The sequence below is a fragment of the Mesorhizobium sp. WSM4816 genome (assembly GCF_055811535.1).
On the sequence record NZ_JBVVQR010000002.1, the window covers coordinates 91,357 to 103,970 of the forward strand.

Below are 12,614 nucleotides of genomic sequence, written 5' to 3' on the forward strand. Positions count from 1 at the left end.
GAAAGTGCTGGCCACGGCTCCGCTTCTTGCCGCGCGGGGGGTGTCGAAGTCCTTCTTCGGCAATCCCGTCCTGCGCGATGTTTCCATCGCTCTCCAGCCGGGCCGCGTGCATGCGCTGCTCGGCGAGAACGGCGCCGGGAAGTCGACGCTGATCAACCTTTTGTCCGGTGCCTTGCGCCCGGACGGCGGGGCGATCGAGATCGATGGGCACCCGGTGTCGCGCATGAGCCCTGCCTATGCGCAACAGGCAGGGATTGCCGTCGTCCAGCAGGAACTCAGCCTGACGGCCAGCCTCTCCATCGCCGAGAACATCGGCCTTGGCGCCTATCCGCGCCGGTTCGGTTTGCTCGACTATCCCGAACTCGCAGTGCGGGCCAGGGCAGCATGCGATCTTGTCGGACTTCACGAACCGCTCTCGATGCCGGTCGGACAATTGTCGCTTGGCCGCCGGCAGATGGTGGAGATCGCCAAGGCGCTTTACCGCCGGCCGCGCGTGCTCATTCTCGACGAACCCACTTCGTCGCTTTCGGCAACCGAAACGAAAGTCCTGACGGCCTGTTGGAGAGGCTGCGCGGCGAGGGCATCGCCATTCTCTACATTTCGCACCGGCTGAACGAAGTCATGGCGCTGTGCCAGCACGTCACCGTCCTGAAGGACGGCACCTGCACGGCGGACCGCACCCTGGAAGGAACCGACGCCAGAGGACTGGTACGGCTGATGGTCGGGCGCGACCCCGGCGACCTCTTTCCGCATTGGCAGCCTTCGGCATCGGCTGCCAACGCCATTTCGGTTCGTAATTTTTCGGCCGGCCTGATGCGCGACGTCGATCTCGACATCAGGACGGGTGAGGTGCTTGGCATCGGAGGCCTGGTCGGGCAAGGGCAGGAAGATTTGCTGCTCGGCCTCTACGGTGCCATTCCGGCCAGGACGGCATCCGCGATCGTTAAGGGGGCTTCGGGTTTGCCCAGCGGTGTGCCGAAAGCCAACGCGCTTGGCCTCGCCTATGTCCCGGCCGACCGCAAGCGCGAGGGCCTGCACCTGATCCATTCCATCATCACCAACATGATGCTGCCCGCTTTCGCAAGACTGCCGGCGCTGAAGCTGCGCAGCCGCCGCGCTGAGCGCGAGACGGCAAGAGGTCTCGCTGCCCAGCTTGGTATCAAGGGCGACCTCGACCGGCCGGCGCAGGCCCTCTCGGGCGGCAACCAGCAGAAGGTCGCGCTGGCGAAATGGATGCCGCACGACCCGCTTGTGCTTCTCCTCAATGACCCGACGCGCGGCGTCGATGTCGAGACCAAGCGCGAAATCTACATGATGCTTCGCAACTTCGCCGCCACCGGCAAGGCGGTCGTGCTGCTCAGTTCCGACACACCCGAACTGGTGCACCTTTGCGACCGCGTCGCGGTGGTCCGGGAGGGTCACATCGTTGCCATGCTCGAGCGCGGCGCGCTGAGCGAGGAAGCGATCGTTTCCGCCGCGATGGGCGCCGAACAGCGAAAGGTGGCGGCGTGAATACGGTGGCTCCCTCAGGGCAAGCCGGCGCTCTCTACTGGCCGGTTCAACTGCGCCGCAATGTCGGCGTGCGCAGCCTGTTCGCCGTGGTTATGGCGTTCCTCGTCGCCTATGGCTTCCTCTTTCCTGGCCTCTTGACCGCTTCCGGCTTCGCCAAATTCACCCAGAGCTGGTTTCCGCTGGCGCTGGTCGCCATGGCCCAGGCGATCCTCATGCTCACTGGTGGCATCAGCCTGGCGATCGGCGCAATGGTCAGCCTGGGCGCGGTGATCGCCGCGACGACGATGACCGGGCCGCTGGGCGTAACCGGCGGTGCCGCTGCGGTGGCGCTGACCGGTGTCGGCATCGGTGCCGCAACCGGGTTCATTGTCGTGAAACTTCGGTTGCCGGCGATCGTGGTGACGCTCGCCGGCTCCTTCATCATCGGCGGTGCTGCGCTGCTCATCCTGCCGAGACCCGGCGGCGCCATTCCGGAATGGCTGTCGGACCTGCTTGCCGGCAACACGCCCGCAGCCTTCGTGCTGCTGATGCTCATCGTACTTCTGTGGAAACTCTATCTCGCCACGCCGCTTGGTTTGAGCCTCTATGCTGCCGGCGAGAATCCCGTCGGCGCCTATCGCTCCGGCGTGCCGGTCGATGGCGCACGGATAGCGGCTTACGCGATCAGTGGCCTGCTTTGCACAGGCGCCGGTCTGTTCGTTGCCGCGCAAACGGGTTCGGGTGATCCGGTCATCGGCACGGCCTTCACGCTGAATTCCATCGCCGCCGCCGTGCTCGGCGGCATCGGCTTCCTCGGCGGTCAAGGCACGATGCGCGGCGCTCTTGCCGGCAGCCTGCTGCTCAGCCTGATGATCAGTGTGATGTTCTTCCTCGGCTTCACGCCGGTCGCCCAGTATGTCGCACAAGGCCTCATCATCATCGGGGCGGTCGCCACCCCGCAATTCCGCAAGGTGCAGCAATGACAGCATGGAAAGAGAGCGCAGGCGGCAGGCGCGCCCTGACAATCCTGCGCAGCCGGCCTTTTCTCACCGTTGCCATCGTTGCCGCGGTGTGGATCGTCGCGAGCTTCGTTTCGCGTGGCTTCGGCGCCTATGGCCATTTGCGCTATCTGGTCGAACTGGCCGCGGTAATTGGCCTGGTTGCGGCGGGCCAGACCTTCGTGGTGATTGCCGGTGGCATCGACCTTTCCGTCGCGGCTATCGTCACAGTGAGCGCCGTCAGCCTGCCGCTGCTGTCGTGGCAGGGGGATCCGACCGGGCTCACCGCCGTCCTTGCCGTCCTTGCGTTGACGACGACAATCGGTCTGGTGAACGGGCTGGGCGTGGCGCTGTTGCGCGTCCATCCGATGATCATGACCCTGGCCATGGCGACATTCCTGCAGGGTCTGCTGATCATCATCGCCGGCGGCAGCGCCGTGACCGCCGAAAACCCGCTGGTCCGCTGGCTCGGCAATGCGCGGCCGGCCAGTATTCCCGCAGGTGTGCTCTTGTGGGTGGCCGTCTCCGTGATCGTTCTGGCCGCAATGCATGCCACATCCTTTGGCGCACGGCTCTTCGCCATGGGCGCCAATCCGCTCGCCGCGGCACTGTCGGGGGTTCCAGTAACCTCGACGACGCTGGCGGTCTACGGCATCAGCGGCTTCAATTCAGGGCTTGCGGGCGTGCTGGTGCTCGGCATGAACGGGCAAGGCTATGTCGGGATCGGCGATCCCTATCTGCTCGCCTCGATTGCGGCCGTGGTGCTCGGCGGCACCTCGATCCTCGGCGGGCTCGGCACCTATGCCGGCACCATCCCCGGCGCCATCCTGCTGGTCACGATTACGGCTCTCATAACCGTCGTCAACGCATCGCCGGGCTGGCGCAGCATCCTGTTCGGTTCGCTGATCCTGGGGCTGCTGCTTCTCTCAGGCAGGGAGCAGGCCCGCCGATGACATATCGTCAAGCCGGTAGATGCGCCTTGCGTTGCCGAAGAACAGCGCCGTCTGCTCGTCTGCGGAAAGCTCCCCGGCAATGGCCTTGAAGCTGTCATATACTGCATCGAACGACGCGTGCAGACCGGCCACCGGGAAGTCACTGCCGAACATCGCGCGCCGCGTGCCGAAACAGTCGATGCAATGCATGACAACCGGCTTCAGGCTGGCGAGCGTCCAGTCATGATCGTAGGCGACCAGATCCGATATCTTGATGGCGACGTTGTCACACTGGGACAAACGCCGAACCCCTTCGCGCCACGCCCGCATTCCGTCGGCGTCGCGATCGATCGGGCTGCCGCAGTGGTTGAGAACGAACTGCTGGTTCGGATAGGCCGCTGCAAGGCGCGCTGCACCGGCGAGCTGGCGCGGAAACACCATCAGGTCGAAAACCAGCCGGTGGCCGGCAAGCAGCGCCAGGCCGGCGCGCCAGGCTGGGTCGTCCATGATGTCATCACGGGCAGCGAAACGGCGGGCGGGATCGGGATCCCAGCTCAGTATGTCGCGCACGCCGACGACACGGTCGAATGCCGCCTGCGCCTCGACCAGCGCCGGCGCTTGGCGGTTCGCCAGCGGGACGTGAACGACGTAGCGGGCGGCCACGCCCCGCGACTTGTCGAGCGTTTCAAGCCATCGCGTTTCGCCGACCCAGTCGTCCCCGGCCCAACCGGCCTCGACATGGACGGCGGCGACGACATTGTGCCGGCTGGCGTCGCGCAAATAATCCTCAGGAAGATAGTTTCGCCGCAAGGGGCCAAGCTCGCCCAGGCCGCCGCGTTCGCCAGCCGTTGTGGCGAGCCAGGGATGGCGGCCGAGGCCGAGATCCCAAAGATGATGGTGGGCATCGATGATCGGTCCGGAGTAAGGCTTTGGCACGCATCTCTCTCATGCTGTGGCCGGCATCGGAAATCGAACCGGACTTCATCCTGCGAAGGCGAAAGGACTAGCATCGGATGACCGAAAATTCACCCGTACTGTCGCTCGCGACCCCTGAAAATTTCCTGCTCGACGATCGCATCCGCGGCGTGCCGCCCGGCACCTTCGGGCTGGACAGCAGCCTTGTCGCATCTGAGCGCTGGCATCCGGCTGACGGGCGCATGTCGTTGCCGGTGTTGACCCTCGACGAGGAGGCCTTCATCGCCAATAGTGATCTGTTTCTGCGCTACGCGCGCGAACAGGGCGCGATGATCGCGCCGCATGCCAAAACCCCGATGGCGCCAGACCTTGCTCGATCGTTGGTAGAAGCCGGAGCATGGAGCACGACCGTCGCGGATATTAGGCAGGCCGCAGTGATGCTCAGGGCCGGCCTCACACGGCTGATCATCGCCAACGAGGTTGGTGGATCAGGCGGTGCGAACCGGCTCGCGGCGCTGGTTGGCGCCTGGCCAGGCGTCGAGCTCTTCCTCTTCGCCGACTCGATCGCCGCCGTGAATGCGCTTGCCGAAGCCTGGCGGGCCAATGCGACGCTGCCGCCGTTGCGCGTGATCGTCGACCTCGGTGCGGGGAGGGCAGGCGCGCGGACCACGACGCAAGCCGAGGCGATCGCCGATGCAGTTGATGCGGCCGGCGGACGGCTGCTGATCGCCGGCGTCGCAGCCTACGAAGGTGCCGCGGCGCAACCCGATCCTGGCCGCACTGATGCGGCGATCTCGGCTCTGCTGGCGACGACCGCCGACATGTTCCTGCGGCTGCGCGCCCGCGTCGGCGGCGACGTGCCGCTGGTCGTCACGGCCGGCGGCTCTGTGTTCTTCGACAAAGTGGTCGCAGCACTTTCGCCCACCGTTTCCAGGGACAGCAATGCGACGCTGGTGTTGCGCAGCGGCGCCATCTTCTTCCACGACCATGGCATCTATGACCGCTCGCTTGTTGCACTCGATGCCCGCAAGGGTTTTGCGGTCGGCGGCGTCGGTGCTTCCGCACGAAATTCGTTTCGTCCGGCTTTGCGCCTGTGGGCCGAGGTGCTGTCGCGGCCGGAGGCCGGCCTTGCGATATGCGGCATGGGCATGCGCGACGTGTCGTTCGATCAGGGCTTTCCGATGGTACTCGCGGTCTTCCCGGCCGGGAAGCCGCTGCCGATACCACGCGCCGAGGTCTTCAAGCTCAACGACCAGCACGCCTTCCTGACAATCGCGCCGGGCGACGACATTGCCGTTGGCGACGTCGTTGAATTCGGCATCTCCCATCCCTGCACCTGCCTCGATCGCTATCGCGTGATCTTTGGCGTCGACGCGGCCGGGCATGTCCGCCACGCCTTTCCCACCTATTTCGGCTGACCGGAGCTTGCGGCGGCCCCAAAGAAACCTCGAAAGGATCCGATATGATCAAGTATTTCCAGTCCGGCTCCCGCATGTCGCAGGCGGTCGTCTATGGCGGCCTCGTCCACATCGCAGGCCAGGTAGCCGACAATCGCAAGGCCGGCATCGAAGACCAGACCAGCGATGTGCTCTCAAAGATCGAGGCGCTTTTGGTCGAGGCCGGCAGCAGCAAGTCAAAGCTTGTGGCGGTCAATGTCTTCCTGCCGCAGATCGGCGACTTCGACGCCATGAACAGCGTCTACGATGCCTGGGTGGATCCTCAACGCCTGCCGGCGCGGGCCTGCGTCGAGGCGCGTCTCGCCGATCCCGACCTCCGCATCGAGGTCACCGCGATCGCCGCCGCCTGAGTTGCCGCCATGCACACCGGCCTCACCCATACGCTCGACTTCGACCGGGACGGCAAGAAATCAGGTTATCTCAGCATTCCGTTCTCGATAGACCGTTCGCCCTATTTCCAGGTCAAGGTCCCGATCTGCCTCATACGCAACGGTGAAGGCCCGTCGCTGCTTCTGATGGCCGGCAATCACGGTGACGAATATGAGGGCGAGCTGTCGCTGGCAAAGCTGATCCGCCGGCTCGATCCCAAGCGGCTCAAGGGCCGCGTCACCGTCCTGCCGATGGCGAACGCACCGGCGGTCATGGCCGCCAAACGCTGTTCGCCGCTCGATGGCGGCAATCTCAACCGCGCCTTTCCCGGCGATCCGTCGGGCGCGCCGACAAGCCGGCTTGCCAATTTCCTGGAGACGGAACTGTTTCCCCGCCACGACGTCATCTTCGATATTCATTCGGGCGGCACCTCGATGGAGCATCTTCCCACGGCGCTCATCGAGCGCAATACCGATCCCGACAGGCATGGGCGCGGGGTGGAGCTGATGCGGGCGCTCGGCATGCCGTACGGGTTCGTGGCCAACAATGGTCAGGCCTCGCCAACCTCGATGGGCGCAGCCCGCCGGGCCGGTGCCATCGGCGTCAGCGGCGAGTTCGGCGGCGGCGGCACTGCCACAGTCGATACGATGGCGATTACCGCTCGCGCGATCGACAGTCTGATGGTCGCCATCGGCGTGGTCGAGGCGCCGGTTCTCGCGCCGGAGTCGAAGCCTTCGGCGCCGACGCGATTGCTCTCGCTTTCCCGGCACAGTCAGGGCCTCTACGCCACCCGCCGCGGCTGGTTCGAACCCGCCGTCAGGCTCGGCGACGGCGTCAGCGCCGGACAATTGGCCGGCTGGTATCACGACCTCGAGCGGCTCGATCTGGCCGAGGAGGCCCTGCATTTCGCCGAAAGCGGTATCGTACTTTCGCGCCGGCTGCACACGATGTGCGAGGCAGGAGATTGCCTGTTGCAGATCGCCGAACCGGTGGAAGGCTGACTGGGAAACCAAGCGGCGTTTGCTCACGGCGCCATTGCAAAAAACTGAGGATATTTCATGCAGCTTTCGATGTGGACCTACCCCTGGGATGTCCAGGATCTGGGCTTGGAGACAGTCGAACGCGATCTCGTCGAGCGCGCCAGGCTCAACATGATCAGTCTCGCGACCTCCTATCATGCCGGTCGCTTCCTGCAGCCGCGCAGCCCACGCCGCAAAGCCTATTTCCCGGAGGACGGCACGATCTACTTTAAGCCAACCGCCGCCCGATGGGCCGATCTCGTGATCCAGCCGAAGGTGGCCGAAATGATCACGGAAGGTGGCGACGTTCTGGCCGAACTTATCCAACGGCGCGAGGCAGGCGGCCTCCAGGTGTCGTGCTGGACGGTCTGCCTGCACAATACGCGCCTCGGCATGCTTTATCCGCAGGCCGTCACCCGCAACGCCTTTGGCGATCCCAATTATTACAATCTGTGCCCGTCGCATCCGGATGCGCGCGCTTATGTCCGCGCGCTCGTCGCCGACGTTACGCACACTTATAAGCCGGACAGAATCGAACTTGAAAGCCCGTCCTTCATGGGCTTTGCCCATGAATACCATCATGAGAAGGATGGTGTCGGGCTGACGCCGGAAGACGACTTTCTTCTGTCGCTGTGCTTCTGTCCGTCCTGCCTCGCCCGCGCCGCTTGTGCCGGCATCGAAGGCCAGGCGGCGCGTGACCTCGTCAAGCAGTGGATTGCCGAGGCGTGCGAGCGCGCGGTGCCTGAACGGCGCTTTCCAGAATTTCCCGCAAGTGGCCTCGACACCTTTTTGCCCTGGCCGCATCTCCACGCCTATTTGTTGTGGCGGTTCGAGCCGGTGACCAGTCTTGTCGCCGAACTGCGCGAGGTTGCCGATCCGGGGACCCGTGTCCTCGTCATCGACCTGCGAGACGGCTGGCTCGGCGGCTGCGATCTGGCAGCGCTCGGCAAGGTTTGCGACGGGGCGATCCTTTGTGCCTACGACATGCAGGCCGGCGACGTGACGGGCCTTATGGCGGCTGGCCGCACCGCGCTCGGGGCAGAGAAATTCCTCGGCGCCGGCTACCGGCTCTTTTATCCGGAAATGGCAGGCCCTGAAATTCTCGCCGCCAAGGTGAAGCCGGCGCTGGCGCCGGACGTCGACGGCATCAATTTTTACAATTACGGCCTTGTCCCCGCCGCACGACTCGATTGGGTGCGTGCAGCACACCCTGGCTGAACAAAACGATCCGTGTGCCGCAGAGTGCAAAATATCCGGGCTAGCTGTCAGCCGGCTTTGCGCAAAACACGTCGTCAGCGCGTGTGCCGCACAAGATAGGGTTCGACCAAGGCGCGTATGTCCGCGGCGGGCGCCCCTTCGCCGGCGGCGCGCAGCGCCCGTTCGTAGCGTGCATAGTCGTCGACCGCGCCTTCGAAATCACCGCGCGACAGCCGCTCCCTGATCAGCGCCTTGCAGACGGGGCCGGCATCCGGATAGAGGTCCAACGCCCTCAAATAGATCGAGCGCGCTTCCTGGGCGTTGCCGGATGTCTCCAGCCGCTGGCCGACCCGCAATCCAAGATCGACCAGATCGCGACGCACTTTTTCAGCGGCGGCGAACGACCAGAAGCTGGCTCGCTCGTGCAGAAACAGCGGACCGGGGAATGCGAGGAAGAGCGCTTCCGCTTGCGGTCGCAGCCCGGCCGCCTCGCCATTGGCTGTCGTCACGGATTTGAGCCGTGCATCCCAGTCGGCGAGGTCGACCCAGACCTTGTCCGACGCGAGGCGAAGCTTGCCTTCGCGCTGAACAATGAGGTCGGTCCGCCCGAGCAGCTTGCGCAGCCGATGCAGCGCCTGCTCGCACGCCGCCCGCGCCTGGTCGCCGTCGAGGTCGGGCCACAGCCAGTCCTGAACGGTCTCCAGCGAGCACGTGTTGTCTTTCGAGATCGCCAGTACCCGCAGGATGTCGAGAGCTTTCGTCGGTGGCTTGGCGCCGAGATTAAGAGGATTTCCATCGAGTTCGAGCCTAAAGCCTCCGAGGACGTGGACCTTGAGCGGCCATGGCCAAGCTGTGGGCCGCCGTTGCGGCGCGTCCAATCGGCGTTCCCGGATAAGCGACCAGCAAAGCTTGGGCTCGATGCCGCGCTCAAGCGCATCGCCAAGCAGATCGGCGAGCAATTCCGGAACGTTGAGGAGTACCATTGGCCAACTGACGTCGCGCAGCGCCTCCATGAAGACCTTCAGCCGATCGCCGTAGCGTGGACCCTGGTCCCACAGGCTCTCCAGCGCGGCCGCTGCAAGAATGCATATTTCGGTTCGCTTGCGAGCGCCGCCATCCAGCCGCGGCAGCAGGTCGCTGAGAAGCGCAGCGGCTTCGCGCGGCTTCCTGTCGGCGAGCAGCACCTGGAACTTCGTGATGCAGTGCGCCCAGCGCTCGACCATCGGCTCGTTGGCGGCCTCGCTCACCGCCATGAAGCGCTCGCAATCCTCATGGGCGGCCGCGAAATCGGCTTGCCTAGCATGAAGCGCGGCATAGCAATTGGCGACGATGGCGACCTGTGTGCTGAAACGGCTGTCGGCGATCTCGGCCAGGCGCTCGACCACCTGGTCGAGCTCGGCAAAGTCGTTGCGGAACTTCATCTGCATCTGAAGATGATACAGGCCACCGAACTCCACACCCTTGAGCGACTCGCGCTCACCGATGGCGATCGCCTCCCGCAACGCCGCTTCGGCCGACGGGTAGGGAAAACCCCGTCTCTTATACGGGAAGTAACGGCCGTTCTTGGCGCCAAACTCGACCAGCCACATTCCGAGCACCCAAGGCAGCACCTCCTTGTCGGTCAAATCCTCGACAACGCTGTCGACGGCCTTGGTGAACAGATCGGCCCGCATGACCGATACGGAATGCTCGATCAGCGTTTCGCTGGCAAGCAGCCGTAAGCCGCTTGGGTCGTGCTCGGGATTCCGGGTCAGCCGCTCCAGCAGTTCGGTTTCCAGCGCTTGCCCGGCCGGGCTGTTGCGGTAGTAGTCGTCGCCGAAGTTCAGCGCCCGCACCATGCCGATGCGCACCAGCATCGCTTCCTCAGAAGGCAGTTCCGGCAGGCCGCGCTCGATGATCTCGAACGCCCGGCGGGTCCAGGCCGAAAGACCCTCATAGGTGCGCCAACTGTCCGTCTTGACCAGAACCGCGCGCGACACCGTAAGACAAAGCCCGCGCAGATCGTCGGCCTCACCAAATGCTTGCCATGCCTTCGACAGCCAGTGCTCTGCCGCGGCGTCGTTCGGCATGTGGGCCACGCCCAGCCAATAGAAATGCCAGCCGTTCATGAACGCTTCCGGCAACCGGCCGGCCCATTCGATGAAGGTCGTTCGATGTCCCTGCGCCAAAACGGTCTCCGCCCGGCTCAGCATGAGTCCGCTCGCTTGGTCCCAGTCCTCTGCCTGCAAGGCGAGGTGTATGGCTTCGTCATGACGACCAGCGTCGGCGAGCACCTTTGCCGCCCTTTGTTTGAGCGACTTCTGCTCTTCTGCCGTCACACGCTGCGCGAAGCGTCGGTCGAGGAAATCCCGCAAGAGGTCGTGCAGGTGGAAAACGTCGCGGCTGTTTTCCGTTCGCGTGACCAGCAATTGCCGCCGGTAGAGCCTGTCGAGCAGCTTGCCCGCTTCGCTCGATCCGATCATCACGTCCGCCAGTTCGGCGCTGATTTCGGGCAGCAGATTGAGTTTCAGCAGCATGTCCTGGTCGGCGGCGGGAAGGGAAAGGAAGAAATGGCGGCCGAGGACGTCCGACAGCGCATTCTGCCCGCCGGGTGCTGTCCCGGTCGTGTCGTCAGGGCCGACCGCCGAGCCGTGATCGGCGAGGAGAACCAGCCCGATCGCCCAGCCGCGCGCCGCTTCGACATCGACTGGAACGGTGCCGTTCCTCGACCGCAGCTTGACAAAATCGCGCGCTTCCGATGTCGAGAATTCGAGCGCCCACCGGTCGACGACGGCCACTTGGCCCTTGAGAACGAGGTCGCCCAGTTCGTTGTGGGGCAGCGTGCGCGAGACGCAGATGCAGCGGACCGTGTCAGGAAGTTCACGGAACATCACCGAAAGCACCGCCCGGAATTCGGGCGTGTCGGCGTCCTGCAAATCGTCGAGGACCAGAATGGTGCCGGGCTTCAACCGCGCGAAATAGGCTCTGAAGAAGCGCCTGGCGAACTCCTTCGGCTGCTCGGCATATTCGACGCCGAACACCGGCAGGTTTCCAACCGCGGGTGAGGCGAGCGACTGCGCCAGATATTGAAAGAAGCGCGCGATATCCTGGTCGCCCTCGTCGATGCGGAACCAAACATGCGGTGCCGCGACGCTTTCGAGGTAGTCGATGACCGCCGTCGTCTTGCCGTAGCCGGCCGGCGCGGCCACCCAGCATACGCTCGAACGCGATTTTTGACCGATCGCTTCGAGAACGCGGTTCCGCCTCAATATCCTGGCGCTGCGCGGCGCCGCCAGCTTGGCGATCCGGCCTGTGCCCGAGGGCGGGCGCCTCGCATCGGCGTCAATGGCGTCTAGGGCGGTCATCGGGGCTCCCGCTCGACCAAACATCGAGCGTCGGGTCGTGCCCTGATGACCGTCCCGCCGCCCAGATTGACCTTAGGGTAGCGCAATCGTGCGACAATTCGTAGGGGCTTCGCAGATGAAGCGGCAACGGCCTGTTGTAAGCGTCGACTGGATGCCTGCGCGACGTCAAAATCAGGCAGCAGACGCGGCCGCATTGCGAGCGGCAATGGGCGACCGGTGAATCCCGCACTCCATCTTCGACAGTCCGCTCCAGCGGCCCGCGCGCGGATTGTCCGCGCTGCCGCACGCGACCGTGCACGGCGCGCAGCCGATCGAGAGGTAGCCCTTTTCGAGGAGCGGATGCCGGGGAAGATTATAGCGATCGAGATAGGCCTCGATCTGTTGGCGGGTGAAGCGGGCAAGCGGATCGACCTTTAGGCGTCCGTCAGTTTCCTCGAGCGTCGGAACATCCGCGCGAAGCCCGCCATGATATCGTTTGCGACCGGAAATCCAGGCCTTGAAGCCGGTCAGCGTATTTTCGAGCGGCAGAACCTTGCGGATTTGGCAGCACCGGTCCGGATCGCGGCGGTGCAGCGATCCAGCGCCGTCGAGCTCCCGCAAGACATCCGTTTGAGGCGTGACGACGCGCAGATCGGTGAGGCCGAGCAGAGCCGTCAGCTGCGCGCGATAGGCGATCGTTTCCGAAAACAGCTTTCCGGTGTCGAGCGTGATGACGGGGAGCGAACGGTCGATCGAGGCGGCCATGTGCAGCAGCACCGCGGATTCCGCGCCAAACGACGACACAAGCGCTATGTTTCCGCAAAACATCTCGCTGACGAGCGGCGCCAACAGGTCGGGTCCGTCGAGATGGTTCAGCTCTGCGATGACGGCTTCATACATGGCGGTTCGGCCG

General features: G+C 64.6%; 9 protein-coding genes and 1 pseudogene. 7 read left to right on the top strand and 3 right to left on the bottom strand.

Annotated features, from left to right (window positions below):
- Positions 1-4 precede the first annotated feature (4 nt).
- The 3 genes and pseudogenes from AC0L3H_RS02580 to AC0L3H_RS02590 all read left to right on the top strand — a co-directional run bounded on the left by AC0L3H_RS02580 (position 5) and on the right by AC0L3H_RS02590 (position 3,442).
- A pseudogene (locus AC0L3H_RS02580) lies at positions 5-1,512 on the top strand (sugar ABC transporter ATP-binding protein).
- A gap of 5 nt (positions 1,513-1,517) precedes the next feature.
- Positions 1,518-2,474, top strand: a complete 957-nt coding sequence (locus AC0L3H_RS02585) for an ABC transporter permease (RefSeq protein ID WP_473584607.1) — start codon at positions 1,518-1,520, stop codon at positions 2,472-2,474.
- On the top strand, positions 2,471-3,442 hold the full coding sequence (locus AC0L3H_RS02590) for an ABC transporter permease (RefSeq protein WP_473584397.1): 972 nt from the start codon (positions 2,471-2,473) through the stop codon (positions 3,440-3,442). The genes AC0L3H_RS02585 and AC0L3H_RS02590 overlap by 4 nt, the downstream gene beginning before the upstream one ends.
- Here AC0L3H_RS02590 and AC0L3H_RS02595 read toward each other — a convergent pair.
- Entirely contained in the window at positions 3,416-4,357 is a 942-nt protein-coding gene (locus tag AC0L3H_RS02595) for an amidohydrolase family protein (protein WP_473584398.1), read from the bottom strand. The two genes, AC0L3H_RS02590 and AC0L3H_RS02595, sit on opposite strands and share 27 nt — an antisense overlap.
- 77 nt (positions 4,358-4,434) lie before the next feature.
- On the opposite strand from AC0L3H_RS02595, the gene AC0L3H_RS02600 reads away from it, so the two are divergent.
- Genes AC0L3H_RS02600 through AC0L3H_RS02615 form a run of 4 tightly spaced genes read left to right on the top strand, consistent with a single transcriptional unit; the run spans position 4,435 to position 8,399 of the window.
- The gene (locus AC0L3H_RS02600; RefSeq protein WP_473584399.1) at positions 4,435-5,754 is read left to right on the top strand and encodes an alanine racemase; all 1,320 of its coding nucleotides are present in this window, start codon (positions 4,435-4,437) and stop codon (positions 5,752-5,754) included.
- A gap of 44 nt (positions 5,755-5,798) precedes the next feature.
- Positions 5,799-6,143, top strand: a complete 345-nt coding sequence (locus tag AC0L3H_RS02605; protein WP_473493134.1) for a RidA family protein — start codon at positions 5,799-5,801, stop codon at positions 6,141-6,143.
- 9 nt (positions 6,144-6,152) lie between these two features.
- Positions 6,153-7,163: a succinylglutamate desuccinylase/aspartoacylase family protein gene (locus AC0L3H_RS02610; protein WP_473584400.1), complete on the top strand. Its 1,011-nt coding sequence runs from the start codon at positions 6,153-6,155 to the stop codon at positions 7,161-7,163.
- Between the two features lie 57 nt (positions 7,164-7,220).
- A complete protein-coding gene (locus tag AC0L3H_RS02615) occupies positions 7,221-8,399 on the top strand; it encodes a hypothetical protein (protein ID WP_473584401.1) in 1,179 nt (392 codons plus the stop codon).
- A 74-nt stretch (positions 8,400-8,473) separates the two neighbouring features.
- Here the strand turns inward: AC0L3H_RS02615 and AC0L3H_RS02620 are convergent, their stop codons facing one another.
- Together AC0L3H_RS02620 and AC0L3H_RS02625 are read right to left on the bottom strand one after the other, a co-directional pair.
- Positions 8,474-11,722, bottom strand: a complete 3,249-nt coding sequence (locus AC0L3H_RS02620; protein ID WP_473584402.1) for a winged helix-turn-helix domain-containing protein — start codon at positions 11,720-11,722, stop codon at positions 8,474-8,476.
- A gap of 171 nt (positions 11,723-11,893) precedes the next feature.
- Positions 11,894-12,601, bottom strand: a complete 708-nt coding sequence (locus AC0L3H_RS02625) for a phosphoadenylyl-sulfate reductase (protein ID WP_473584403.1) — start codon at positions 12,599-12,601, stop codon at positions 11,894-11,896.
- Between the last annotated feature and the right edge of the window lie 13 nt (positions 12,602-12,614).